The sequence below is a fragment of the Kibdelosporangium aridum genome, assembly GCF_900176515.1.
In the GTDB taxonomy this organism is placed as follows: Bacteria; Actinomycetota; Actinomycetes; order Mycobacteriales; family Pseudonocardiaceae; genus Kibdelosporangium; species Kibdelosporangium aridum.
Map to the genome: position 1 here is coordinate 1,034,310 of NZ_FWXV01000002.1, position 25,766 is coordinate 1,060,075.

The 25,766-nt window shown below is 66.5% G+C and carries 24 protein-coding genes; 18 read left to right on the forward strand and 6 right to left on the reverse strand.

Translation table 11 applies throughout. From position 1 onward, the window contains the following. Positions 1 to 69 precede the first annotated feature (69 nt). On the forward strand, positions 70 to 5,274 hold the full coding sequence (locus B9C43_RS14440) for an SdrD B-like domain-containing protein (RefSeq protein ID WP_084426816.1): 5,205 nt from the start codon (positions 70 to 72) through the stop codon (positions 5,272 to 5,274). On the opposite strand, the gene B9C43_RS14445 is transcribed toward B9C43_RS14440, so the two are convergent. Beyond that, positions 5,271 to 5,861 carry a hypothetical protein gene (locus B9C43_RS14445; protein ID WP_084426820.1) on the reverse strand — a complete coding sequence of 197 codons (591 nt, stop codon included), beginning with the start codon at positions 5,859 to 5,861 and terminating at the stop codon, positions 5,271 to 5,273. The two genes, B9C43_RS14440 and B9C43_RS14445, sit on opposite strands and share 4 nt — an antisense overlap. A 257-nt stretch (positions 5,862 to 6,118) precedes the next feature. Between B9C43_RS14445 and B9C43_RS14450 the strand changes: the two genes are divergently transcribed. The 9 genes from B9C43_RS14450 to B9C43_RS14490 all read left to right on the forward strand — a co-directional run bounded on the left by B9C43_RS14450 (position 6,119) and on the right by B9C43_RS14490 (position 13,871). After that, complete coding sequence (locus B9C43_RS14450) at positions 6,119 to 6,562, forward strand: DUF4395 domain-containing protein (protein ID WP_084426823.1); 444 nt, start codon at positions 6,119 to 6,121, stop codon at positions 6,560 to 6,562. Between the two features lie 40 nt (positions 6,563 to 6,602). Then, on the forward strand, positions 6,603 to 7,445 hold the full coding sequence (locus tag B9C43_RS14455; RefSeq protein ID WP_084426825.1) for a sulfurtransferase: 843 nt from the start codon (positions 6,603 to 6,605) through the stop codon (positions 7,443 to 7,445). Then, a complete protein-coding gene (locus tag B9C43_RS14460) occupies positions 7,442 to 7,747 on the forward strand; it encodes a DUF1416 domain-containing protein (protein WP_033382180.1) in 306 nt (101 codons plus the stop codon). Before B9C43_RS14455 ends, B9C43_RS14460 begins: the two co-directional genes overlap by 4 nt. Positions 7,748 to 7,895: 148 nt before the next feature. Continuing rightward, positions 7,896 to 8,534: a peptidoglycan-binding domain-containing protein gene (locus B9C43_RS14465; protein WP_033382181.1), complete on the forward strand. Its 639-nt coding sequence runs from the start codon at positions 7,896 to 7,898 to the stop codon at positions 8,532 to 8,534. 29 nt (positions 8,535 to 8,563) lie between these two features. Next, entirely contained in the window at positions 8,564 to 9,184 is a 621-nt protein-coding gene (locus B9C43_RS14470) for a peptidoglycan-binding domain-containing protein (protein ID WP_084426828.1), read from the forward strand. 201 nt (positions 9,185 to 9,385) lie between these two features. Next, positions 9,386 to 10,027, forward strand: a complete 642-nt coding sequence (locus tag B9C43_RS14475; RefSeq protein ID WP_033382182.1) for a heme-binding beta-barrel domain-containing protein — start codon at positions 9,386 to 9,388, stop codon at positions 10,025 to 10,027. Between the two features lie 2 nt (positions 10,028 to 10,029). Continuing rightward, on the forward strand, positions 10,030 to 10,641 hold the full coding sequence (locus B9C43_RS14480; RefSeq protein WP_084426831.1) for a 5-oxoprolinase subunit B family protein: 612 nt from the start codon (positions 10,030 to 10,032) through the stop codon (positions 10,639 to 10,641). Beyond that, on the forward strand, positions 10,638 to 11,498 hold the full coding sequence (locus B9C43_RS14485) for a 5-oxoprolinase subunit C family protein (protein ID WP_084426834.1): 861 nt from the start codon (positions 10,638 to 10,640) through the stop codon (positions 11,496 to 11,498). Before B9C43_RS14480 ends, B9C43_RS14485 begins: the two co-directional genes overlap by 4 nt. Before the next feature lie 111 nt (positions 11,499 to 11,609). Further along, positions 11,610 to 13,871: a glycosyl hydrolase family 18 protein gene (locus B9C43_RS14490; protein WP_084426837.1), complete on the forward strand. Its 2,262-nt coding sequence runs from the start codon at positions 11,610 to 11,612 to the stop codon at positions 13,869 to 13,871. A gap of 59 nt (positions 13,872 to 13,930) precedes the next feature. Here B9C43_RS14490 and B9C43_RS14495 read toward each other — a convergent pair whose 3' ends face one another. Continuing rightward, the gene (locus B9C43_RS14495) at positions 13,931 to 14,773 is read right to left on the reverse strand and encodes an aminodeoxychorismate lyase (protein WP_084426840.1); all 843 of its coding nucleotides are present in this window, start codon (positions 14,771 to 14,773) and stop codon (positions 13,931 to 13,933) included. A 90-nt stretch (positions 14,774 to 14,863) separates the two neighbouring features. Between B9C43_RS14495 and B9C43_RS14500 the strand changes: the two genes are divergently transcribed. Continuing rightward, positions 14,864 to 15,247: a Fur family transcriptional regulator gene (locus tag B9C43_RS14500; protein WP_051895200.1), complete on the forward strand. Its 384-nt coding sequence runs from the start codon at positions 14,864 to 14,866 to the stop codon at positions 15,245 to 15,247. Beyond that, positions 15,244 to 16,311 carry a CAF17-like 4Fe-4S cluster assembly/insertion protein YgfZ gene (ygfZ, locus tag B9C43_RS14505; RefSeq protein ID WP_407657092.1) on the forward strand — a complete coding sequence of 356 codons (1,068 nt, stop codon included), beginning with the start codon at positions 15,244 to 15,246 and terminating at the stop codon, positions 16,309 to 16,311. Before B9C43_RS14500 ends, ygfZ begins: the two co-directional genes overlap by 4 nt. On the opposite strand, the gene B9C43_RS14510 is transcribed toward ygfZ, so the two are convergent. Next, complete coding sequence (locus B9C43_RS14510) at positions 16,308 to 16,880, reverse strand: class I SAM-dependent methyltransferase (RefSeq protein ID WP_235038607.1); 573 nt, start codon at positions 16,878 to 16,880, stop codon at positions 16,308 to 16,310. The two genes, ygfZ and B9C43_RS14510, sit on opposite strands and share 4 nt — an antisense overlap. Before the next feature lie 108 nt (positions 16,881 to 16,988). On the opposite strand from B9C43_RS14510, the gene B9C43_RS14515 reads away from it, so the two are divergent. Next, entirely contained in the window at positions 16,989 to 18,071 is a 1,083-nt protein-coding gene (locus B9C43_RS14515) for a sensor histidine kinase (protein ID WP_084426846.1), read from the forward strand. Then, the gene (locus B9C43_RS14520) at positions 18,068 to 18,706 is read left to right on the forward strand and encodes a response regulator (protein ID WP_084426849.1); all 639 of its coding nucleotides are present in this window, start codon (positions 18,068 to 18,070) and stop codon (positions 18,704 to 18,706) included. The genes B9C43_RS14515 and B9C43_RS14520 overlap by 4 nt, the downstream gene beginning before the upstream one ends. Here B9C43_RS14520 and B9C43_RS14525 read toward each other — a convergent pair. Then, positions 18,703 to 21,462, reverse strand: a complete 2,760-nt coding sequence (locus tag B9C43_RS14525) for a S8 family serine peptidase (RefSeq protein WP_084426852.1) — start codon at positions 21,460 to 21,462, stop codon at positions 18,703 to 18,705. The two genes, B9C43_RS14520 and B9C43_RS14525, sit on opposite strands and share 4 nt — an antisense overlap. A 301-nt stretch (positions 21,463 to 21,763) precedes the next feature. Here B9C43_RS14525 and B9C43_RS14530 point away from each other — a divergent pair, with 301 nt between their 5' ends. Both B9C43_RS14530 and B9C43_RS14535 read left to right on the forward strand, forming a co-directional pair. Next, a complete protein-coding gene (locus tag B9C43_RS14530; RefSeq protein WP_033382193.1) occupies positions 21,764 to 22,621 on the forward strand; it encodes a beta-keto acid cleavage family enzyme in 858 nt (285 codons plus the stop codon). Between the two features lie 24 nt (positions 22,622 to 22,645). Next, a complete protein-coding gene (locus tag B9C43_RS14535; protein WP_084426855.1) occupies positions 22,646 to 23,224 on the forward strand; it encodes an RsiG family protein in 579 nt (192 codons plus the stop codon). Here the strand turns inward: B9C43_RS14535 and B9C43_RS14540 are convergent, their stop codons facing one another. Then, the gene (locus tag B9C43_RS14540; protein ID WP_033382194.1) at positions 23,225 to 24,109 is read right to left on the reverse strand and encodes a DUF8083 family protein; all 885 of its coding nucleotides are present in this window, start codon (positions 24,107 to 24,109) and stop codon (positions 23,225 to 23,227) included. A 194-nt stretch (positions 24,110 to 24,303) separates the two neighbouring features. Between B9C43_RS14540 and B9C43_RS14545 the strand changes: the two genes are divergently transcribed. Then, entirely contained in the window at positions 24,304 to 24,480 is a 177-nt protein-coding gene (locus B9C43_RS14545; protein WP_084426858.1) for a DUF3073 domain-containing protein, read from the forward strand. Between the two features lie 76 nt (positions 24,481 to 24,556). On the opposite strand, the gene B9C43_RS14550 is transcribed toward B9C43_RS14545, so the two are convergent. Then, the gene (locus B9C43_RS14550) at positions 24,557 to 25,111 is read right to left on the reverse strand and encodes a flavodoxin family protein (RefSeq protein WP_033382195.1); all 555 of its coding nucleotides are present in this window, start codon (positions 25,109 to 25,111) and stop codon (positions 24,557 to 24,559) included. Between the two features lie 102 nt (positions 25,112 to 25,213). On the opposite strand from B9C43_RS14550, the gene B9C43_RS14555 reads away from it, so the two are divergent. Continuing rightward, complete coding sequence (locus tag B9C43_RS14555) at positions 25,214 to 25,636, forward strand: MarR family winged helix-turn-helix transcriptional regulator (protein ID WP_084426861.1); 423 nt, start codon at positions 25,214 to 25,216, stop codon at positions 25,634 to 25,636. The last annotated feature ends 130 nt before the right edge of the window (positions 25,637 to 25,766 follow it).

A 25,766-nucleotide genomic window follows, 5' to 3' on the forward strand; every position in this document is an offset into this window, starting at 1 on the left:
CACCGCGGCGTTATGCCGAGCAAGATCAACAGTTAACTTTCCCTTGATGTCGCAGGAAAAGGAGCTGTTGTGAGCAGAGTCGCCGGACTGGTCGCGGCCGGTTCGCTCGTCCTCGCCGGACTGGCCGTCCCCACGACCGCCACGGCCAGCCCGTCGGATGGCACGTTGACCGTCCGCTTGGTGCGAGACGTCAACGGGAACGGCTCGTACGATCCCGCGCTCGAGGTCGGCGTCCCGGGCATCCCCGTGACCGTGACCGACCCGGCTGGTGGCACGGCGACCGGCACGACCGGCCCCGACGGCGTGGTCAAGGTCGACCTCGGTCCGGTGACCGGCGGCGGCTACCGCGTCGACGCTTCGATCCCCTCGACCATGCCGCACCTGCGGCCCGCGCCCACCGGCAACGGCCTGTCCGGCCTCACCGAGTTCGTCAGCGGGCCGAACCCGTCGATCACGATGGGCGTGTGGAACCCGGCCGGGTACTGCCAGGCCAACCCGACCCTGGCCACCGCATGCCAGCGGAACATCGCCAAGACCGGGAACGACCCGGCGGCCCGCTCGCTGATGACCTTCCCGTTCACCGCACGCGGAAACGCACCCGCGCCGACCGCGATCGCCAAACAAGGCGACACCGGCTCGGTCTTCGGCCTCGCGTATCGCAAGCAGGACAAGCGTTTGTTCAGTGGCGCGTTCGCCAAGCGCCTCGCGCCCTACGGCCCCGGTGGGCCGGGCGCGATCTACGTGACGACGCCCGCAGGCGTGACTTCACAGTTCGCCACGGTCCCGAACGCGGGCAGCACCCAGCACTCCGACAGCCATGACGGGTCGTTCTTTTCGGTACCAGGCAAGGAAAGCCTGGGTGACCTGGAGATGTCCGAGGACGGCACCGCCCTCTACACCGTGAATCTGGCCGACAAGAAACTCTACGTCTTCGATGCGACGGTCCCAACCGCGTCTGCTCCTGTTGGCGCGTATGACATCCCGGCCACCGGCTGCGCGAACGCGGCTGACTGGCGGCCGAGCGCTCTCGCCGCGCACGACGGTGTGCTGTACGTCGGCGGTGTCTGCGCCGGGCAAGACCTCAAGGCCCTGGTGCTGCCGTTCCAGAAGGGTACTTTCGGGGCTCCGGCGCTGACCAAGGCACTGGGCACGGGCTGGCACGCGTGGCTCGATCGTTGGGGCCTCAAGCAAATCACCGCTACAGGCGCCGATGTCGCTTACGCACAGCCGTTCCTGACCAACATGGCCGTGGAAAGCAACGGCGACATGGTGTTGGCGTTGCGTGACCGGTTCGGCGACCAGCTCGGGCACCAGACCCCGGCACCGAACGGCAACAACGCGTACAACGCCGTCGTCGCGGGAACACTGGATCGCGTCTGCAAGCAGGAATGCGCGAACACGTTCAAGGACACCAAGACCGGGATGGGCGCATTGGCCATGGTGCCCGGATCGGCCAAGATGCCCGCGACGACACTGGGCGGGGCCTCGTGGGTGGACCGGGCGGCGGGAGCCGTGGGCGGCACCTTCCAGATCGCCGACCAGGAAGGCTGGGGCAAGGCGAACAGCCTCGCCGACCTGGAGGCATTGTGTGATCTCGCGCCGCTTCAGCTCGGCAGCCGGGTCTGGTTCGACGCCGACAAGGACGGCGTCCAGGACGGTACCGAACCACCACTGCAGGGCGTGAAGGTCACCGCGACTCCGTGCGCCGGCGGCGCCGCGTTGCCTGCGCAGACCACCAACAGCAAGGGCGAGTACGCGTTCAGCGCGGGCGTACTCCCGGACACCTGTTACAACGTGAAATTCGACTTCACGGGTGCCGTGACGACCGGATTGCCAGGCGCACCACCGGGTTCGTCGTTGAAGTGGACGGTGAAACAGGCCGGGGCGAACAAGAGCGCAGACTCCAATGTGGACCCGGCGTCTGGTCTGGCCACGGTCACCACGGGCAGCGCGGGATCGGTGGACACCACGATCGACGCCGGGGTGATCGCACCGACCAGCACCTTGGGCGACATGGTCTGGATGGACAACAACCGCAACGGCGTCTTCGACTCCGGAGAACCCGGCGTCCCGGGTGTCACGGTCACCGCGGGCTCGTTCAAGGCCGTGACCGGCCAAGACGGCAAGTACGTCCTCGGTGGGCTGCCCGACGGGACCTACCAGGTCTGCTTCACGGGCTGGCCGGCCGGATACCTGCCGACCATCGCCAACCAGGGCTCGGACAGCACCGACTCGGACGCGGACCCCGGCTCCGGGTGTGCGCCGCCGGTCACGGTCGGCCCGGCCAAACGCGAGGATCTGACGATCGACTTCGGCGTCCGGCCGCCGAACAAGGTCGGTGACCTGGTGTGGTCGGACACGAACCGCAACGGCCTGTTCGACGCCGACGAACCGCCGGTTCCCGGCGTGACTGTGACGGTCGGGTCGCTGACGACCGTGACGGGGCTGGACGGCAAGTACGTCTTCGACAAGCTGCCGGACGGCAAGCACACGGTCTGTTTCGACCTGAAGAACCTGCCCGCGGCGTTCCTGGACTTCCAGCCGACCAAGGCCAACCAGGGCGACGACGCGTTGGACTCCGACGTCGACATGGCGACCGGATGCGCCCAACTGATCACACTGGACGCCGGGAACGCGGAGAACTTCGCGGTCGACGCGGGCCTGGTGCCGCCGGTCAACCGGATCGGTGACTTCGTCTGGTCGGACCTCAACCGCGACGGCCGTCAGGATCCCGGCGAGCCCGGTCTCGCCGGAGTCCAGGTGACCTTGGGTACGCAGAAGGTGTTCACCGCCGCGGACGGCAGGTACATGTTCGAAGGCATGCCGGACGGGAAGTACGCGGTGTGCTTCGGCAAACACGCGGACTTCGACTTCGTCACGCCGAACACCGGTGATGACAGCAAGAACTCCGACGCTGACCCGAAGACCGGTTGCGCCCCAGAGGTTTCCGTCGGCCCAGGCACGAGGTCGGTGCTGTCGGTGGACGCTGGGTTCTCGGCACCGCCGCAGTCGATCGGTGACTTCGTCTGGTCCGATGCCAACCGCAACGGCCTGTTCGACACGGGCGAACCCGGAGTCGCGGGCGTGACGGTGACCGTCGGCACGATGAAGACCACGACCGGGCCTGACGGGAAATACCTGTTCACAGGCTTGCCGGAGGGCGACCACACGGTGTGCTTCACCGCGCCAGGCGACCTGCAGATGACCAAGCCCAACGCGGGCGACGACGGGCTGGACTCGGACGCCGATCCGGCTTCCGGGTGCACATCGCCTGTCCGGCTCGGACCGGGAAGCCGGTCCGTGCTCACGGTCGACGCCGGGCTTTCCTCGCCGGTGAACCGGATCGGTGACTTCGTCTGGTCGGACCTCAACCGCAACGGTCGCTTCGATTCCGGTGAACCCGGCGTGCCGGGTGTGACGGTCACCGCCGGCACTTTGCAAACCACCACGGGCGCCGACGGCAAGTACCTGTTGTCGGACGTACCCGACGGCAAGTACCGGGTTTGCTTCGCTGTCAACGGTTTCAAGCTCGGTGCCGGTGTCGACTCGACCGGTTGCGCGCCGGAAGTCTCGGTCGGCCCGGGCAACCGGTCGGTGCTCACGGTGGACGTCGGGCTGCTGTCCGCGCCCAACAAGGTCGGTGACCTGGTGTGGCGGGACACCAACCGCAACGGGCTCTACGAATCAGGCGAACCAGGAATGCCCGGAATCACCGTCACCACAGGCAATCTCACGACGGTGACCGGCGCCAATGGCGAGTACCAGTTCCCGGAGCTCGGGGATGGCAAGCATGCCGTGTGTTTCGTCTTGAAGGACGACCTGCAGCTGACGAAGCCGTTCGCGGGCTCGGCGGACAAGGACTCCAACGCGGATCCTTCGTCGAAGTGCGCTCCTGCCGTGACGCTCGGGCCTAGCAACCGCGAGGACCTGACCGTTGACGCGGGCCTGATGTCGCCGGTCAACCGGATCGGCGGGTTCTTGTGGCTGGACCGCAACCGCAATGGCGCTGCGGATCAGGGCGAACTCCCCGCACCGGGTGTCACGGTCAAGGCCGGGTCGTTGACTACCGTGACCGACGCTTCGGGCAAGTACCTGTTCAGCGACCTGCCGGACGGGACACACCAGGTGTGCTTCGGGGCGCATCAGGACTTCACGGCTGCTTGTGCCGCCGATGTGGTTCTCGGCGTCGGCAAACGGGAGTTCCTGAGTGTCGACGCCGGGTTGGTCGCTCCGCCGAACCAGATCGGTGACCTGGTCTGGCTGGACTCGAACCGCAACGGCTCGCTGGACGCCGATGAGTCCGGGCTGCCGGGCATCACGGTGTACGCCGGTTCCCTGAAAACTGTCACGGACGCTGCGGGCAAATATCTGTTCAACGACTTGCCGGACGGTTCATATCGCGTCTGCTTCGCGTTGCCAGATAACTATCTCTACACACAGGCCGATGGTTGCGCCGAAACTGTCACCCTCGGCCCAGGCAACAGGTCAGTGATGTCCCTGGACGCTGGGCTGCGTCTGCCGAACCAGCTGGGCGGCCTGGTCTGGTACGACACGAACGGCAACGGCATTCCCGACGCGGGCGAAGGCGGAGTCGCCGGAGTCGAGGTGACCGTGGGCTCGCACAAGGTCGTCACCGGTCCTGACGGCCGCTACCTGGTCGAAGGCCTGCCAGACGGACGGTATGTCGCGTGCTTCGCGCGGTTCGGCGAGTACCAGGCCGTAGCCATCGATCCGTCGACCTGGTGCACGGCGCCGACTCGGTTGTACGCAGGCAAATGGGAAGACTTGTCGCTGAACGCGGGTCTCGTATCGCCACGCAACCGGATCGGCGACTTCGTGTGGATTGACAAGTCCCGCGACGGACTCCAGGACCCCGCCGAGGCCGGGGCAGCGAACGTGACCCTGGTGCTGCTGGAAGACGGCCAGGAGGTCGCGAAGACCGTGACCGACAAGAACGGCCGGTACCTGTTCGACGGACTGTCGGACGGCAACTACGTCGTCTGCCTGCCGCGGTCGGAGCTGAAGGGCCACAGCATCGCCACCCGTGACGCAGGCGAAGACACCCGGGACTCCGATGTGGACACGACCAGCGGCTGCAGCAAACCGGTGCACGTCGGCTCGTCGAAACGCGAGGTGCTGACGGCGGACATCGGGCTGCTGCCGCCCAAGGCACTGGCCCACACCGGTGCGTCGATCGGCTGGCTGGTCACCGGCGGAGTCGGTGTCCTTGCGATCGGCCTGCTGTTGCTCCTCTACCGCCGTCGCAAGGCCTAGCGCAGGTCAGGGAGGGTTTCGAAGGGTGCAGCGCCGGGTTGGAAGCTGACCGTCGCGGTCTGGTCGCCGATCTTGGCGTCCAGCCGCATCAGCCGCCCGGCGCTGTCCACCCAGTAAGTCAGCGAGCCCGTGTCGAACACATCCACAGCCACACCACCGGCCGAGTCCGACCGCAGCCAACGAGCGGAGTCCGGGACTTCGTCGGGACGCTCGGCACTGATGCTGGTCAAGAGCACCAGCACGGTGTCCAGTTCGGCGCCTTTCTGCAACGGCCGGTACTGCCAGTCGGGACCTTGCCGGACAGCGAGCAACTCCGGGCTCCACTGCAACTCCCCACCAGCCGCAGTATCCATGCGGCCCTCGGTGGACAGCGCGGCCGAGCCGATCCGGGACACGAAATCCATCCGGCCGACCAGCCGAAGCACACCGGCGGCCGTCGGCACCCGGGCATCCATCGACGCGAACCGGACCGCGTGGTTGCTGACCCGGACGTTGGCGAGGCGGACCGTCTCCTCCGACGACAACGCCCGTGGACCGGCACCGCAGGCCACCAGAACCAGACACCCCATGATGACCAGCCGCTTCACGATCCGGCAGGGTAATCACGCGCTGACCTCGACACGGGGATCCTCACTCGATCGTGTTTCCCAGTGGGTGGACAGCGGTGCTCTGAAATGTGAGATCCAGGTACTCTCGCGACCGTGTATACGTTGCTGACCAGGCGCCGCGCGGTGGATTACTGCCGCGTGGACTCCAGCCTCTGTCCAGCAACCCTCTGACCAGGCGATCCCGCGCGCCCTGATGCGGCGCACCCCCACGCTTGTCCCCAGGTCAGGAGGACACGATGTCCGCAGGCCCACCCGTTGATCCCCGTGGTCCCAGGCTCGCTGCCTGGATCACGACCGTCGTCTTGGCCGTGGTGCTCGCCACGCAGTGGTGGCCACTGCTGGCCGTCCAGGCTGTCGTCTTCGCCATCGGCGCGTTCGTCGGGTTGAAGCACGCACCATATTCGTTGATCTACCGCTACTTCGTCGCGCCGCGCCTCGCGCCGACCGACGAGCGTGAAGACGCTGCGCCGTTGCGGTTCGCGCAGGGCGTCGGGTTCGCGTTCGCTGCCGTCGGCACGGTCGCGTTCGCACTCGGCGCCACCACGCTCGGCCTGGTCGCGACGGCGTTCGCGCTGGCCGCGGCTTTCCTCAACGCGGCTTTCGGCTTCTGCCTCGGCTGCGAGACCTACCTGCTGCTGCGCAGGCTCACCCCGTCCGTCGGCCGGCAGACACCGGCCTGATCCACCACCAATTCCCTGGAAAGAAAGCGAGAGGCGCTCGATGAGCCGCGAAAACGTGCTGGTGTCGGCCCAGTGGGCCGAGGACAACCTCGAGACGCCGGGGGTGGTTTTCGTCGAGGTCGACGAGGACACCAGCGCATACGAGACCGGGCACATCCCGGGTGCCATCAAGATCGACTGGAAGAACGAGCTGCAGGACCCGGTCCGCCGCGACTTCGTCGACCGGGCCGGCTTCGAGAAGCTGTTGTCCGCCAAGGGTGTCGCCAACGACGACCTGGTGATCCTGTACGGCGGCAACAACAACTGGTTCGCCGCGTACGCGTACTGGTACTTCAAGCTCTACGGCCACGACACGGTCAAGCTGCTCGACGGCGGCCGTAAGAAGTGGGAGCTCGACGGCCGTCCGCTGTCGCAGGACGTGGTCAAGCGCGACGAGACCACGTACACCGCGCAGGAGCAGAACCTCAAGCTGCGGGCGTTCCGTGACGAGGTCGTCGAGGCGATCAACACCAAGAACCTCGTCGACGTGCGGTCGCCGGACGAGTTCAGCGGCAAGCTGCTCGCCCCCGCGCACCTGCCGCAGGAGTCCGCGCAGCGTCCCGGCCACGTGCCGAGCGCGATCAACGTGCCGTGGGCCAAGGCCGCGAACGAGGACGGCACCTTCAAGTCCGACGACGAGCTTCGCGAGATCTACAAGGAAGCCGGCATCGACGAGTCCAAGGCGACCATCGCGTACTGCCGCATCGGCGAGCGCTCGTCGCACACGTGGTTCGCGCTGCACGAGCTCCTCGGCTACGAGGACGTCAAGAACTACGACGGTTCATGGACCGAGTACGGGTCGCTGGTCGGCGTCCCGGTTGAAACCGGCACTGGCAAGGAGTGAATGTGAGCAGCAGCTGCGGAGCACCCGACCAGTCGGCGCCGATCGCCGACGCAGGCGGGCAGACCGTCCTTTCTGGACGGGTCCTGTCCGGTGAGGCCCCAGTCGGCGGGGCGTTCGTGCGCCTGCTCGACGGCAACGGGGACTTCACCGGCGAGGTCGTCTCCTCGCCCAACGGCGAGTTCCGGTTCTACGCCGCGCCCGGCTCGTGGACGGTGCGTGCCCTGCACCGCACGGGCAACGGCGAGGCGTCCATCCAGGCGGACGGTCCTGGTGTCCACGAGGTGGCCGTAGCCGTCGCCTGACCTACCCAGCACCGAAACCCGGGTAGCCCGAACGGGCTATCCGGGTTTTTTGTTCCCGCTTGTGCAACCTCCCCATGGCGTGGCCGTCTTTATAGACATAAGGGCGACAACAGCCCACAAAATCACCACCCGCTGGGGGAGAAATCCAATGAAGAAGTTTGTGCTTCGTGCTGCCGTTTTGGCGATGCTGACCGCCGGAATCGCGACGGCTTCCGGAATTGCCGGAGCGAGCGGGGCAATGGCCTGCGGCAATGACCCGGAAAAGTCGTACAGCTTCGCAGCGAGCTTGCCACAGATCAATTTCCGCGACCAGGGACCCAACGTTGTCGCCCTGCAACTCGCCTTGCGCAAGGAAGGGTACGACCTTCAGGGAACCGGCGTTTACTCCGTCAGAACACTGGCCGCAGTGCAGGATTTCCAGCGCAAGCACGGAATCAAGGCGAGCGGCATCGTCGGCGCCAAGACGTGGAACGCGCTTGTCGGCCACAAACAGCACAGCCTGACTGGCAAGTTCGTCAGCGCACCGACCTTCAGCATCATGCCCGGCGAGCGCAACCTGGACAAACTGGCCACGCTGCGGGGCGTGCTCGAGCGGATCCACCCGTACTCGTCGTTGCCGCAGAAGGGCATCAACGACCCGGGCTTCGACACCTACGGCCCGGACACCCAGGCACTCGTGAAGGACTTCCAGAAGCGGGCAGGCATCAAGGCGAGCGGAATTGTCGGCCCGAAGACGTGGGCCGCGTTGATCCACGCGGTCTCGGTCAGCGGCGGTTGGACCTGCTGACCCAGCAATAAATCGGGGAGGGGAAAATAATGCGTACTTTCTTGATCAAAGCACTCGCGGTCGCGGTCTTTTCCGGGGGGATGGCCGTCACCACAGGAATCATCGCCGCCAGCCCGGCAATGGCGTGTGGCGAAGAGCAGGAGCGGTCCGACCGGCTCGCGTCGAGCTTGCCGCAAGTGAATCCCGGCGACACCGGGCAGAACGTTCTGGCGTTGCAGCTGTCGCTGCGCAACGAGGGCTACACCTACCTCAACGGCACCGGCGATTACGCGGGCAACACGCTCACCGCGGTGCAGGATTTCCAGCGCAAGAACGGAATCAACCCGAGCGGGATCGTCGGTTCGAAGACCTGGCACGCACTGGTCGGCAAGTTGCCGCCGTCGCTGACCGGCAACGGCGCGATCACCCCGCCGAGCTTCGGCATCAACCCGGGTGAGACCGACCAGGACAAGCTGGGCCAGCTCTACAACGCCTTGATGCGGGTCCACCCGTACCAGGTGACGGACTGGGGGACGTACGAAGGCCAGATGGTCGCGATGGTGCAGGACTTCCAGCGCCGCGCCGGGATCAAGGACAGCGGCATCGTCGGTCCCAAGACGTGGAACGCGCTGTACCTGGTGGTCTCCGCCAGTGGCGGGTGGGGCTGCTGACCACCCTGAATAGGGGGAGAAGGAGGAGGGAGGACGCTGGTGGGGTGTCCTCCCTCCTCGGGCTGTCGCGGGCCGGGCGCACCCGGCGGTTATCCTCAGTGCCGTGGAGCTGATTTTCACCTCGCTGCTGGTCATCATGGCCGTGGCGACCTTGTGGTTCGCCGGCTATGTCGTCTATCGGCTGTACAGCGACAAGCGCTGATGAGCACGGACAACAGCGAGACGGTGCCGGGTAGTGGCGACGCGGCCGTGCAGGCCGCGGCGGAGCGGGCGAAGCTGACCCGCCACCGCAACCTGCCCCAGTTCGACGACCTGCCGATTCCCGGGGACACCGCGAACCTGCGGGAAGGGCCGAATCTCAACGACGCCCTGCTGGCGCTGCTGCCACTGGTCGGCGTCTGGCGTGGCGAGGGCGAAGTCGTCTATCCCACATTGGATCAAACTCACAAGTTCGGCCAGCAGATCACGTTCGCCCACGACGGCAGGCCGTTCCTGTCCTACGAGGCCCGCGCCTGGCTGCTGGACGACGACGGCAAGGTGATCCGTCCGGCGGCTCGGGAAGTCGGCTGGTGGCGCGTGCAGGCCGACGACACGGTCGAACTGCTTCTGGCGCACGCCACCGGAATCGTCGAGATCTTCTACGGCAAGCCGCGGACCCAGACCTCCTGGGAGCTGACCACGGACGCGGTCGTGCGGACCGCGTCGGCCAAGGAAGTCAACGGCGCCAAGCGACTGTACGGCCTGGTCAACAACGGTGACCTCGCGTACGTCGAGGAGCGCGCGATGGTCGGCCAGGACCTCCAGCCGCACACTTCGGCTTATCTGACACGCGTCGTCGGCTGAGCATGCGCTTAAGGCGGTGCGGCGCGGACGCGATGCTCGTCGAAGTGGATTCACTGGACGAGGTCGACGCCGTGCGGTCCGCGTTGGCCGATGCGGAGCTTCCCGGGCTCGTCGAACTGGTTCCCGCCGCCAGGACCGTTCTGGCGGCTTTCGAGCCAGGGTCCGCAGGCTTGGCACGGCTACGGCCGTTGCTCGACACCATTGACCTGACCAAACGCGCGGCGACCGAGCCGCGTGAGGTCGTGATCCCGGTGCATTACGACGGTCCCGACCTCGAGCTCGTCGCGTCGACGGCAGGTACGGACGTCGCCGGAGTCATAGAGCTGCACACCGGCGCGGAGTACAAGGTGGCGTTCTCCGGGTTCGCGCCTGGGTTCGGCTACCTGGTGGGGCTTCCCGAGGCTTTGCAGCAACCCAGGTTGGACAACCCGCGTAAACGCGTCGAGCCTGGTTCGGTGGCGATCGCGGGCGAGTTCAGCGCCGTGTACCCGACCGCGTCGCCTGGTGGCTGGCGGTTGATCGGCCGTACCGACGTGACGTTGTTCGACTCACGCCGTGAGCCCCCTGCTTTGCTTGCGCCTGGGGATCTCGTGCGGTTCGAGGCCATCCGATGAGGGCGCTGACCGTACTCGGCACCGGGCCGCTGGCGTTGGTCCAAGACCTTGGCAGACCGGGGAACGCACATCTGGGCGTGCCGCCATCGGGTGCTTTGGACCAGCCTTCGCTGCGGCTGGCGAACCGGCTCGTGGGCAATGCGGAATCGGCCGCGGGGATCGAGTGTCTGCTCGGTGGATTGTCGGTGCGCGCCGAGGCGTCGTGCACGATCGCGGTCACTGGCCCGCCGGTGGGACTCTCGGTGTCCGGCCATGCGGCCGGTTCACACAATCCAGTGCACCTGTCCGCCGGTGACGAGCTCACAATCGGCACTCCCGACGGCGGTTTGCGCTGCTATGTCGGCGTTTCCGGGGGCATCGAGGTGCCTGCCGAGCTGGGGTCACGAGCGACCGATGTGCTGTCCGGAATCGGTCCCGACGCGTTGAAAAAGGGGGACGTGCTGCCGCTCGGCACGCCCGGCCTGCCTGTCGGAGTGGACGAGATCGCACCCAGCCGACCGGCGGACGACTTGACCATCCCGGTCCTGCTCGGACCGCGTGACGACTGGTTCACCGAGCCGAGCGGCCAGATCGCGGCCGGCCAGTGGAAGGTCTCCCCGGAGAGCAACCGCGTCGGACTGCGTCTGATCGGCACGGCCCTGCGGCGCGACGCCGCTTTCCGGGACGTGGAACTGCCCAGCGAGGGCCTGGTGACGGGCGCGATCCAGGTGCCGCCCAACGGTTTGCCCGTGATCTTCCTTGCCGACCACCCGACCACCGGCGGCTATCCGGTGATCGGTGTCGCGGCCGCGACCAGCCTGCCTTTGCTGGCACAGGCACGGCCAGGTGTTCGAATCCGCTTCCGCCCAACGGCGTAGTACGCGTTTCAGCATGCAGAACAACTGAGGCGGCCCGTTGTGCGCCGGGTCACAGCGCCGCACTCTGGTCTAGACCACTGTGTGGATTTGCACGGCGTGAGGAACCCTGCCATGTCACAAAAACCTCGCTCCACCACAACCCGCTTGATCACGGCCCTCGCCGCGGCCCTGCTGGCGATCGCGGGCACAGTCTCGCTAAGCGCACCAGCACACGCGGCCGGAAGCCTGAGAGCGGCGTTCTCCTTGTCCGGCAACGTAGGCACGTACACCGTCACCAACGCGGGCACCACCACCGTGACCGGATGGGCGATCACCTTCGAAGTGCCCGCGGGCGTCACCGCGAGCACAGGTGAGAACGCAACCGTGTCGCAAAACGGCACCTCCGTGACCGTCACACCGGCGTACTACATCAATTCGCTGGCGCCCGGCCGTTCCACGTATCCCTACAACCCGACCGTCCGCTTCAGCACGGCGACAACCCCCACAAGCTGCCGGATCGACGACGGCAACTGTGACGGCTCAGCGGACACACCTCCTGGCGCGCCGACCAACGTACGCGCGACAGTGAAGACAACCAGGACCATCACGTTGGAGTGGAACGCTTCCACTGCGGGATCGCTCCCAGTCGTCGGCTACGAGGTGTATCGCGGCACCACTCTCGTTGCGTCCCCGACGACCACGACCGCTTCGATCAGCGGACTCACCCCGAACACCGACTACAGCTTCACAGTCGTGGCGTTGGACCGTAAGGGAACCAAGTCCCCTGCCAGCACTCCTGTGACCGTTCGCACGAACAACCCGAGCGACGACACCCAGGCACCATCCCTGCCCGGCAACTTCCGGTCAACCGGTACCGATTCCGGCAGCGTTTCGTTGGCATGGAACGCCTCCACCGACAACACCGGCGTTGTGGCGTATGACGTCTACAACGGCGTGACGCTGGCGATGACCGTGACCGGCACCACCGCCAGGGTGACCGGTCTCGCACCGTCCACAAGGTACACATTCACGGTTCGCGCCCGCGACGGCTACGACAACGCTTCAGCCGCGAGCGCTGCCGTTCAAGTGTCCACATCGGACATCGTGGCGGGTTACGCGAAGGTCGCCTACTTCGTCCAGTGGGGCATCTACGGCAGGCAGTACTTCGTCCGCAACCTGCACACCTCAGGCGCGGCAGGCAAACTGACACACCTGCTGTACGCGTTCCAGAACATCGACCCGGTCAACCTGACGTGCCTGTCCGGCGTCACCAAGGGCACATCGTCCAACCCGCAGGACCCCAACCAAGGTGACGGCGCGGGCGACGCCGAGGCCGACTACAGCCGTCCGTTCGCCGCGGCACAGTCCGTCGACGGTGTCGCCGACACCGGCTGGGAGACGTTGCGCGGCAACTTCAACCAGCTCAAGAAACTCAAGAAGCTCTACCCGAACCTGAAGATCCTGGTGTCGCTCGGCGGCTGGACGTATTCGAAGTACTTCTCGGACGTCGCAGCAACGGAGGCCTCGCGCAAGAAGTTCGTCGCATCCTGTGTCGACACTTGGCTCAAGGGCAACATCAAGCCGTACGGCGGCGCAGGCGGCCCAGGCACGGCAGCCGGGATCTTCGACGGCATCGACATCGACTGGGAATGGCCAGGCAGCCCGGACGGTCACCCCGGCAACCACTGGAGCCCCAACGACAAGAACAACCTGACAGCACTATTGGCTGAGTTCCGCGCGCAGATGGACGCCTATGGCGCGACCACAGGCAAGCGCTACGAACTGCAAGCCTTCACCCCGGCCGACCCAGCCAAGGTGCAAGCCGGTTGGGACGTCAGCAAGATCTTCCAGTACCTCGACGTAGCCAACGTGCAGGGCTACGACTTCCACGGCTCCGGCAGCGACAACTCATGGGAGCCCAACCGCACCGGTCACCAGGGCAACCTGTACGCCGACGCGGACGACCCATACCCGTTCAAGTTCAGCGCCGAAGCCGCAATCAACGCGTACACCAACGCAGGCGTGAACCCGCGCAAGCTGACGCTCGGCCTCGCTTTCTACGGCCGCGGCTGGCAAGGCGTCGCCAACGGCGGCAAGAACGGCGAATGGCAAAGCGCGAACGGCGCGGCGCCAGGGCAATTCCCTGAGGAAGCCGGAACTCGGGGTTACGGAAACTTGGTCGCGAGCGTTCCGGGGTGCACGGTGTACCACGACGAAGCCGCGGTGGCGACATCTTGTTACACCGGCAGCCAATGGTGGACGTTCGATGATGTTTGGTCCATCCAACGCAAGACCGCGTGGATCAAACAACGCGGACTTCTCGGCGCGATGGCGTGGGAGATGTCCGGCGACCCAGGCCTGCTGATGAACGCGGTCGACACCGGCCTGCGCTGATCAAGGCTCGTGAGTGGTTTTGCCGGTTGGAACCGGCAAAACCACTCACGATCGTTTGCTCAGTACTCCGAGTCGTAAAGCCGCGTCAGCTCGCTGTGCACGGCCGTGCTGTCGGGCAGTGCGGTTCCGTCCAGGGTGTGCAGGCGGGTGATCTTGCGGACGCTGGAGGCGAAGAAGAGGCCGTCCGCCTCTGCCAGTTCCGAGACGCGGACCGGCTCGGTCTTCACCGACCAGCCCTCGCGTTCCGCGGCACGGAACAGCGCGGCCTGGGTGGTTCCGGGGAGGATGCCGATGGTCGCAGGCGGTGTCCGGAGCGTCTTTCCGTACACGGCGATCAGGGTCGAGGTCGGGCCTTCGAGGACAAAGCCGTCCGGGGTCGTGAAGATGACCTCCTCGGCGCCGCGGCGGGCGGCCTCACGCAGGGCGGCCATGTTCACGGCGTAGGACAGCGTCTTCGCGCCGAGCAGCAGCCAGGGTGCGCGTTGGGCGACGTCGGAGTCGAAGCCTCGGTCGAGGGTGATGGCCGCGATGCCGGTGGCGCGCTGGCGCTGCACGGTCTCGCTGATCTCCAGGCCGAGGGCGAAGCCGGTCGGTGTGCCGTCACCACCCTCTATGCCTCGGGTGTACACCCATTTGAGTGCGATCTCCGAGCCGCCGGTCCAGTTGTCGAGCACGGCCTGGGTCGCGCGGTCGAAGTCCGCGCGGGAGGGCTCGGGCATGTCGAGCATCGCCGCCGAGCGGACCAGCCGGTCGAAGTGCGGACCCAGCTCACGGGGTTTTCCGTCCACTACCAGCACGGTCTCGAAGATTCCGTCGCCACGCATCAGGCCTAGGTCGTCGACGCGGATCAGCGGCTGGGTCGGGTCGGCGATGGTTCCGTCGAGAAGCGCAAGTACTGGCATGAGGCTCAACGTACTCCCGCATATATTGGGTACGTGGAGACGACTCGTAAAGAACGGGCGGCGCTCAAGTCCACGCTGCATGAACGCGGCATGCGGATGACGCCGCAGCGTCAACTCGTGCTCGACGCGGTCATGGCGTTGGAGCACTCCACACCGGAACAGGTGTGCAAACGGGTCCAGCAGACGACCCCGACGGTCAACATCACGACCATCTATCGGACGCTTGACCTGCTGGAACAGCTCGGGTTGGTGCGGCACGCACACATCGGCCACGGCGCGCCGACGTACTCGGCGCGCGACCACGAGCACGTGCACCTGGTCTGCCACCAGTGCAGCGAAGTGCAGGAAGTGCCGAACGAGCTGCTCGACGACCTCGCGGGAACACTGCGCGACGAGTACGGGTTCAGTCTTGATGCCAGTCATGTCGCGTTGTCCGGCACATGCCGGAACTGCATCAATGGGGAGAGCAAGTGACGCTGCCGGGAGCCGTGCCGCCGCCCGAGGACAACCCGGACCAGGGCATCGCCTGGCATTACGGCGACCCTTTCGGTGAGCAACGGGCAGCGGCACGCACGGTGGCCGTGGTCGACCGCTCGAACCGGGAGATCATCGCGGTGCCCGGTGAGGAGCGGCTGAGCTGGCTGCACCTGATGATCTCGCAGCACGTCAGCGACCTGCCGGAGAACACCGGTACCGAGGCGCTCGTGCTGGACAGCCAGGGCCGCGTGGAAGCGCACATGGTGCTCGCGCACCGGGACGGCACGGTGTGGATGGACACCGAGGCCGGTGCGAAGGCCACCGGTGCCCGTGGCGACCAGCAGACGCTGCTCGACTACCTCGTGGCGATGAAGTTCTGGTCCAAAGTCGAGCCCCGGGACGCGACCGCGGAGATCGCTCTGCTGTCGTTGCTCGGCCCCGACGCCAGCCAGACGCTCGAAGCCGTGGGCCTGAACACGCCGACGGACACCTACGGCGTCGACGGCGTGGTCCGCCGGATGCCGGGCAACACGTTCGACTTGCTCGTCCCCCGTGACGAGTTGACCACCTGGTGGTCGAAGCTCACGGAAGCGGGCGCGCGTCCGATGGGCAGCTGGGGTTACGAAGCCCTCCGCGTCGAGGCACTGCGGCCCCGGCTGGGTGTGGACACCGACGAGAGGACGATCCCGCACGAGGTGAACTGGGTTCCGTCGGCCGCGCACGTGGCCAAGGGCTGCTACCGCGGCCAGGAGACGGTGTCCAAAGTGCACAACATCGGCCGTCCGCCGCGCCGGATGTTGCTGCTGCACCTGGACGGCTCCGCGGACTCGCTGCCGGAGACCGGTGACCCGGTGAACGCAGGCGAGCGGACCGTCGGCCGGGTTGGCACGGTCGTGCAGCACCATGAGCTCGGTCCGATCGCGTTGGCGTTGGTCAAGCGGTCTATCGGCCCGGAGACCGAACTCGCCGTGGGTGGTGTGGCGGCGTCGATCGATCCGGACTCAATCCCGGCCGACACGCCCGGCCTTGGCCGCGAAGCCGTCAAACGTCTGCACGGCTAGAGCGGCCTTCGGCACACGTAGATCCTGGCCGGCGGCATGTTGCGCCAGATGGTGTGGCTGACGATCACCTCGTCGAACACCGCGTGCAGCAGCCGGTGAAAGCTGCGGGCTCCGGCCATGGCGCCCGCGTGCCGGTAGGCGAACGTGGTGAAGGCGCCGTCGGGCGTGAGGATGGCCGCCACCTGGTCGAGGATCCGCCGCTGGCGTTCGGGCTGGAACAGTGACCACGGCAGGCCGCTGACCACCGCGTCCGCCTTCACGCCAAGGTCGGTGAGGTTCGCGGCGTCGCCGTGGACCACGTCGACACCGGGATGCGCGGCCTCGAGGAACTCGATCATCGCCTGGTCGATCTCGACGGCGATGTGCCGGCCGGTCACGGGCAGTCGGCGCTGGATCGCCGCCGTGACCGAGCCCGTGCCTGGGCCCAGCTCGACGACCGCCGGTGAGCCGGTGGTGGGTGTGATGGCCGCGAGCAGGTCGGCAAGGCCCGGTGAGCTGGGCGCGACGGCGCCGATCACGCCGGGCCTGCGCATCGCGGCGGCGAAGAAAGTCTGGAACTCCGAGGTCATGCCGCCACGGTCGGCTCGATCAAGCAGCAAAACCTCGGCCGAGCAGCCGGACCGCCTCCTACCTGGGGAGGAAGCGATTCTCAGCCTTGCGGCCGTACGGTCTGCAGCGTGCGACGTGAACTGCTCGGCCGGTGGATCCTGCCGATCCGCATCGTGCCGCTGGTGCTGGGCTTCGGCTACGTGCTGCTCCTGCACGGTGAGTTGTCACCGAAGCCGGACGACTGGACCGCGGCCCTCTGTTCGCTCGCCCTGATCAGCATCCAGGGACGCTGGCCGCTGCCCGCCACCCTCCTGCAGTCCGTCCTGGTCGCCGGGTTCTCCTCGGCCGAGCTCGGCCAGGGTGTGGCGACGATGGCGAGCCTGTTCGCGCTCGGCGAGCTGTCCTGGCGCCGCGGCGGCTGGCAGATGTGGGTCGGGGCGGCGGCCGTGTTGGCGGCGAGCATCTCCCGCCACACCATTCAGGGCGGCCTCGCCTCGGAGCTCTTCGCCGCGATCGTCACCACGTCCTTGCCGGTCCTGCTGGGCATGCACCTGCGGTCGGTTCAGGAGGTCGCCTGGCAGGCCAAGGAACTGTCGGCTTCCGAGGCCCAGGCCGCGCGGGCCGAGGAACGCACGGCCATCGCGCGTGAGCTGCACGACCTGGTCGCGCACCACGTCGCCTCGATGGTCCTGCGGATCGGCGTCGCGCGGCACGTGCTGAAGACCGATCCGAAGGTCGCCGAGATCCTCGACGAGGTGCACAAGTCCGGGACAGCGGCGATGACCGACCTGAAGACGCTGGTCAGCGTGCTGCGCTCGAGCGAGCCGCTGGAGGCCACGGACCTGCTGAACTCGCTGGACGCGGCCGTGGAACGGGTCGCGGCCGCCGGTCCCGAGGTACGGGCCGAGATCGACCCGAAGGTCGGCGACGTGGATGCCGTCGTCCGCCTCGCGGTGCTCCGAGTCGTCCAGGAAGGACTGACCAACGTACTCAAACACGCTGGCCCGCAAGCAAAAGTCTCGCTGCGGATCACTCGGGAGGACCACGCGGTCGACGTGCTGCTCAGGGACGACGCGCCGAACCCGCCGCACGCCGCAGAGCCGGGCCACGGCCTGATCGGGATGCGCGAGCGGGTGGAACTGGTCGGCGGGAAGCTGGTGACCGGCCCGGTCGGAACGGGCTGGCGAGTGCACGCTTGGTTGCCCGCATGATCCGTGTACTGCTGGTGGACGACCAAGTGCTTGTTCGAGCTGGTCTGCGGATGCTCTGCGAGTCCACAGAGGACGTCGTGGTCGTCGGTGAAGCCGGGAACGGCCGGGAAGCCGTCACACTGGCCGAACAGCATGTGCCGGACGTGGTCCTGATGGACTTGCGCATGCCCGGCATGGACGGGATCACAGCGACCAAGAGAATTCTCGACATCCGGCCGTCCACCAATGTCCTCGTGCTCACCACGTTCGACGACGACGATCACGTCTACCCGGCGCTGACCGCGGGTGCTTGCGGGTTCCTGGCCAAGGACATCGCGCCACCGGAACTGCTCGACGGGATCCGCAAGGCCGCGTCCGGCGAGAGCCCGTTCAGCCCGGCGGTGTTGCGGCGGCTGGTCGACCGCGCGATGACGGCCAACCAGCCGGGCCTGCAACCCCCTGATCTGACGGGCAGGGAACGTGAAGTGCTCGCCTTGCTCGGCGCCGGGATGTCCAACGCCGAGATCGGCGAGCGCTTGCACGTAGGTGTCACCACGGTGAAGACCCATGTGGCGAACATGATGACGAAGACCGGATGTGACAACCGGGTCCGGCTCGCCGTCCTCGCTGTCCGCCTTGGGCTCGTCGCCGCCTAGGAAACCGAAGTGTCGTCGACGGCGAACGTGGTCTGCAGCGACGAGTCCTCACTGGCCTGCCAGCGTACGCGGATCGTCTGTCCGCGGTAGGCAGAAAGGTCGAACGTCTTCTGCACGTAGGAACTGTTCTTGTCCAGGTTGGACAATGTGCCCAATGTGGCCAGCACGGTCCCTGACGAGTTCAGCACCTGCAGCTGGAGTTTGTCGTACTGGGTGCGGGTGGTGGTCTCTGCTGTGTCGATCCGCACCCAGTACGAGACCGAAGGCGTTCCCGTGGCAGGAACGGCGATCTGCTGGTACAGGCTTTCCGTTGAGGTGGAACCGTTTCCGCCCAGAGCGGCGTAGTACGAGCCGCCGTGCGCGGGCCGTGCGGTGCTGTTGGTGATCGCAGCCGTCGTACCGGTCCAGCCCGTGGCACCCGACTCGAAGCCAGGGTTGGCAAGCAGTTGCTGGCCAGGGCCCGGGTCCGGGTCGGTGGTGCCGAACGAAGCCCGCGCGACCAAAGCGTAGGTCTGCGGCCCCTGCGGCACGTTGTAGCCCTTCACGCGCACCTTCCAGGTCCCCGCGGCCGGGTTCTGGACGTACACGTTCTCGACGTTGTTACGCCGGTCCGCACTGCCACCGGTCTGCGTCCACCCACCGGAGAACACGTTGCCGCGGTACACAGTCCCGTTCGGCGCGACGACTTCCAGGTCCAGATCGTTGACCAGGCTGACCGCGGCGGTCGTGGAGGCTTCCTTGTCGGTGTACGCCAACGAGACCTTCAACGGCTGGCCAGCGGCCACGTTGTAGCTGTACTCCGTCACGCCGTTGGTCGAAAGGCCAGTGCCCTCAACGTACTTCGCCGCAGCGTCGGTGGCGCGGTCCAGGTTCACCCGGCCCCAGCCCTCGTGCACGTTCGGCACCGGGAAGTCGTTGTCGTCGGCACCGTCGTTGTTCTCGTCGAGCAAGTCGTCGGCGCTGTTGATCATCGTCGCCTTGACCAGCGCGGACGACGCGTCCAAGGTGTACTTCTTCTTGTAGAAGTCGCGGATCACCGCGGCACCACCCGCGGCGAGCGGGTTGGACATCGAGGTTCCGGAGAAGTACTTGTACTTCGAGTTCACCGGGTAGCCGTAGCCGTCGTGCTGCCACGCGCCGTTCTGCGGGTTGGCGGCCGAGTCGTACTGCTGCTGGTACATGTCCGAGTAGCCCGAGACGATCCAGCTGCCCGGTGCCACCACGTCCGGCTTGATCCGGCCGTCGTCGGTCGGGCCACGGCTGGAGAACACCGCCATCTGCTGGTCGTTGCCCGCCTGCACGTCAGACTTCAGCGGCTCGGCCGGGTAGTTGTCCGGCCACCAGGCGCCCCACGTCGGAAGCGGTTGCGTACCACCGAGATCCTTGCAGGACTTGCCGCCGACGGTCGGGGTTTCCTTGCCAGTCGCGACATACGTCAAGGCCGGGTCACAGGTCCAGCTTGACCGCTTGTTCTCCGAAGCACCGACCGAGAGCACGTTCTTGCCGGTCGCGGGCGAGCCCATCGAGTCACTGTCGACCACACCGTCGGAGTTGGCGTCCGCACCGTCGTTGCCCGCGGAGAACGTGATGAGCATGTCCTTGTGGGAGTTGGCGAACGCGTCCGCCTGCCGCGCGTTGTCGGTGTACGCGCCCGCGTCGGACGATCCCCACGAGTTGGAGTGGATCCGCGCGCCGTCGTCGTATGCCTGCTGGAACAGGGAAGTCAGGTCGTCGGGCAGACCGAGCAGGTAGTAGCCGTCGGGGTACTGGGCCGCGCACGCGCCGGTCATGTCGATGTAGTCCTCGACCGCCTGGAACACGAGCTTTGCCTTGTACGCGGCGGCTTTGCCCAGACCGTTGGCGTCACCACCACTCACGACGGACACCGCCGTGTGCGTGCCGTGGCCGCTGTCGACGTCCTTCGCACCGTCCGGCCTGGCGGTGTAGCAACCCGCCGCGGAGGTCGAGGCCCAGTCACGGATCGCGGTGATCCGCTCCTGCGGGACGTCGGCGTGCGCGGTTGTCTTCGTGCCGCCGCCGAGGCCTGTGTCGGCGACCGCGACAGTCTGGGTCGAGCCGTCGTAGCCACGCGTGCTCGCGACGTTGCCGCGCATGATCACGCCTGCCGCGGACTCGTTGTGCTTGATGGGAATCCGGAATTCCTCAACCCACGAGACCTCGTCGAGCCCGGCGATCTTGGTGACCTGGCTCGGCTCGGCGGCCACCAGCAGCGTGCTGTCCGCCGCCTTGGTCACCACCGCCCCGGTCTGCTCGGTCCTGCTCTTGGCCTGCGTCAGGTTCGTCGCCTTGACCTTGTAGACGCCCGGTTTGCCGCTGTCGATCTTGCGCTTGGCGGCCTTGTCAACCTTCCAGGCGGGCTGGAACCTGCCAACCCACCGCACCTCGGCCAGCTTCTCGGCCGCGCGGGCCTGCGCAGGGGTCATCCGGACTTTGAAGGCGAAGTCGGGCAGGTATTCCACTATCTGGGCGCCGGCGGCCTGAAGTGACCCAACCCACTGCGCCCGAACCGGTCCAGTGAACTGGACGAGGTAGCTGGTCGCGTCGTTGTCGCCGACCGCCTTGGCGTCCAGGCCGGGCACCGAAGGCGCGGCCTTGCTGGGTTGCGGGTAGAAGTCGCCGGTGATCAGCCGGATCGGGGGTCCCGACGGGGCGGCGTGCGCCACGGGCACGCTCAACGCCGCGCCGAGTAAGGCAGCGGTGGCCACCACCGCGCGGCCGGATTTTCCTACGCCCATGAAAGTCCTGCTTTCAACCACGAGTCAGACAGGGTGTGAGCGGGAACTATGCGGCCCTGACCAGCGAAAACGGCCAAAGTCTTCGCGGAAGTGAACGTAGATCGGCCGAACGGCTCACCCCTTCGGTAGGGCGATGGACCCAATGGACCCCGCCGTTCGTCCGGAGAATTTCTCGCAGCCGCAGCAGCGTGTATTTCGATGCTCAACCATGTCTGTCGGCCATCGGCGAACGATTGCAACAATCGGGTTCTGGGACCGGTCCCCGACGACACACGCCCCGGCGCTGTGTCACTATCACGCCATGTCCCAGTCGACAGGCACGATCATCACGGTGGCGCCGACCGGGGCCGAGCACGCCAAGAGCAATGTGCCGAACCTGCCGGTCACCCTCGCGGAGCTGGTGAGCACCGCACAGGACTGTGAACGCGTGGGCGCGGCCATGATCCACGTGCACATCCGGGACGACGACGCTAAACCGACGCTGGACCTCGGTCGTCTGAAAGACACTGTGGCAGCGTTGCGCGAACAGACGAACCTGATCGTCCAGCTTTCCACCGGCGGCGCGGTGACCGATCCGGAATCGGACCGGCTGCGGGTTCTCGACGCCATGCCGGATTCGGCGTCGTGCACCATGGGGACGGTCAACTTCGGCGATGACGTTTTCCTCAACCGGTGGGAGTTCATCGTCGAGCTGCACAAGGGAATGCAGGAACGCGGGATCGTCCCCGAGTACGAGATCTTCGACATCGGCCAGCTCGCCTCACTGCACAGATTGCTGGACGAATACGGGCCACCCGCGGGTGGTCACGTCCATGTGGATCTGGTGATGGGGGTGCCTGGCGGAATGCCGGGGGACGCCGAGACGCTGGTGTCGGCGATGCGGCTCATTCCGGATGGCGCGACGTTTTCGGCAACGGGCATCGGCCGGAGCACCCTGCCGGTGATGCTGGCTTCGTTGTCCGCGGGTGGTCATCTGCGGGTCGGGATGGAGGACACCATCTCGTACGCGCGAGGCGAGCGGGTCAAGGACAACGCGCAACTAGTTGCGAGGGCGGCCGGTCTGGCCCGAATCGCGCAGCGGCCGCCGTTGGCGTCCGTTCAAGTCCGTGAATTGCTGGGGGTCAAGGGTGAAAAGGGGCTGGCCGATGTGGCGGTCTAGGCGTGGTTGCCGGAGGATGATTCCGTGATCGAAGTCCGACCTGGTGGGCGCCGACGCATCGACCGCGTGCTCGACCCGGACTACATCGAGGGCCTTGACCGGCTCGGCTTGGCCGAGGTCCGGGCACGGCGAGACGATGCCGCGCAGGAAGAGACGGATCTTTCCTACCTGCGCAGGCTGTTGCACGGTCGGATCGACATCGTGCGAGCCGAACAGAAACGGCGCACCGAGGGCGGTTCTGCCTCGGTCGTCGAACAACTGGCGACGATCCTGGCTGACAACGCTGTCGGTCCGGCGATGGGCATGGGTCGCTACCAGACCCTGGAGCCCTCACGAGCCGAGGCACACCGCAGGCACGTCGAGGCGCTGGTGTCCGACGCGGACCTGTCCGACGTCGGTTCGCTGCCCGACGAGCGGCTCGAACTGGCGCTGCAGACGTACGCCAAGGAAGAGGCCTCTGTCTCGCAGCGGCGCCGTCAGGTCCAGGTGGTGATGGACCTGCTCAACGCGGAGATCGCCAAGCGGTACCGCGAGGGCAAGGCGTCGGTGGACGAGCTGCTGGCGGCCGAGCGGGAGCGCGACGAGCACGGCAACCTCGACTAGCTAGTTGAACCGCTCCCGGATCGCGAGTTCACCCCAGAATTCGCGGAGGTGTTCGAACCGTTCGGCGACGGTTTCCGCGTCGCCGGATTCCAGCGCGTCCACGATCGCGTTGACGTCCTCGCACGAGGAATCGCTCTGCAACTGCGTGTCGTCCAGCAACTGTACGAGTCCGCCGTAATCCAGCTCGACGGCAGAATTACCGTCAAAGTGCTCCAGCCAGCCGGCCGTGTCCTCGAGAACTTTGGCCGGTCCCCGCTCGCCGAAGGTGCTCGCCGCCAGTTCGTACGCGCGGGACACCCTGGCTTGCGCGTCGGCCATCGTCGCGCGCCATGAACTCTCCCGGTTGGGTGATTCCCGAGTCTCCAGCCGAAGCCTGCGCCGCTCCGGTTCGAACATGACAAACCACGGCAACGGGACGGTCCACGTCGTCGATACGGCGTGCACGGCGCCAGAGGGTTGCTGTGACAGCACTGCGGCCGCCCTGGCCCGCACGCTGTCCATTGAGGCCGTGATCGCCGCGTCCCGCAGTGCGGGATGGGCAGTGGCCAGAAACCCGACAAGAGCCGCCGCTGAGCGGGGCATCACGTCGAGTGGACAGACCAGCGGGCCGATCTGCGGGTCCGCGCCCGGCACATCCCGCGGATCGAGAACCAGGACGTCCTTGAATGTGCGCGGGGATGGGCTGCCGTCGGCCGACTCGCCCGGGAGCAATCGCACCGGCACGGAAAGTTGTGACCTGAACCACATTTCCCGCTCGCGTTCGCCAACAGCCGAACGCCCCAGGGGACCGGTTTCTACTACGTTCCGTAGCCGATTTGACAACTCAGTGTCAAAAGCCGACAACGGTTCGTACACCCGAAGGTAGGCGACGAACGGACGAGGCACTACTTCATGCTGTCATGGGTCGCCCGGAACCGGGCGATCGGCCGATCGAGGCTGATCTGTCATCTCCGGCACATGGTGCCGCGTCGCGTCCAACCCCATCGGCACGGTACGGTAGTTGTCAGGAATCAGTTGTCGAGATGAGTGGGGCCGCCGTTTCCCCCGGCCGCCCCATCCCTGTGCGAGGGGGTCGAGCCATGGGGCGCGGCCGGGCGAAGGCCAAGCAGACGAAGGTGGCCCGAGAGCTCAAGTACAGCACTCGGGACACGGACTTCGAGGCTCTGCAACGAGAGCTGTCGGGCCAGTCCAACGACCACCAGGACGAGGACCGTAGCGACGACTACGACGACGGTTACGACGACTACCGTCGCTGAATCTCGGCATACAGACACCAGGGCTAGCTGTTGTGGCCTGCCCTGGTGTCTGTATGCCGGAGATCTCTAGGTCCTCTTACGTGGTGACGTAGGAACTCTGAAAGAAGCTCTCCGCAGCTTTCATCGCGAGAGCGTCGTTCAGCACTTCACCTGGATGGTGACCGTGGCCGAGCAACACGCCACCCCACCCCATTCCCAGGTACTCCGCTGACTTGTACAGCGAGCCGACGAGCGAGTCGGACTTGTCGTACTCCTCCGCGGTCGAGACGCCCCACAGGGTCTTCTCGCGCATGCGGATCTTGAACGGCACGTCCGGCATGTGCAGCCAACCGCTCCAGTAGTCGAGGTAGCGCTTGGTCGTTGCGGACACGCTGTACCAGTACAGCGGCGACGCGATGACTATGTCGGTCGCTTCCAGCGTGGCATCCAGCAGGAGCCGCTCGTTGCCGTGCGGCTCGGGGTGAACCCCGCCCAGCTGCCGGGTGTCCACAAAGGGATCAAGCGGCGTGTCCTCCAGCCATATCCAGCGTTGGTCGACGCCCTCTGGCAGGTACTCGGCCGCTTTGCGGGCGAGCACCTCGGTGTTGCCGCCCGGCCGTGAGCTACCCAGGACGAACAAGTACTTGCGCACTTCCGTGCCCCCTGATCTTGTCGCGGATTTACATGCATGTACATACAGAGACTGTCACTGCATGTAAGCTCAAGTCAAGGAGCTTCGGGCAGGGAGTGGGGCATGAACCGCGAGGAAGCGTGGGGCCGGCTGGTCGCCCTGCATGCCCGGATCGAGGGCGAGCTGGGCAGAGTGCTGCAGCGCAGGCACGGCCTCGGCCTGTCGGAGTACCGGGCGCTCGATCATCTCTCGAGGGCCACTGGGAAGAACAACTCGATGCGCATTCAGGAGCTGGCCGAGGCGCTTGAGCTGAACCAGAGCTCGGTCAGCCGCCTCGTCGCCCGGCTGGAATCCGCCGGCCTGAGCGAGCGGGACATCTGCGAGGACGACCGCAGAGGCATCTACACAATGCTGACGGAGACGGGCCGGAAATCCCTCGACGACGCCACCCCGACCTACCAGGAGACGCTCAAGTCAGCCCTGGAGAAAGCGGAAGCGGATCCCGGCCTCAAAGAAGCGGTCAGGGCATTCAAGTCCCTGGGCTAGCCCGCGCGTGTCCACCATTCCGACACGGCGTGTCCACCATTCCAGCACCATGAAATTCCCCTCGGACACGGGGCGAGGGGAATTTCACCGTGCCGGAAAGTGTGTTTCGGGGTGCCGGAATGGTGGACAC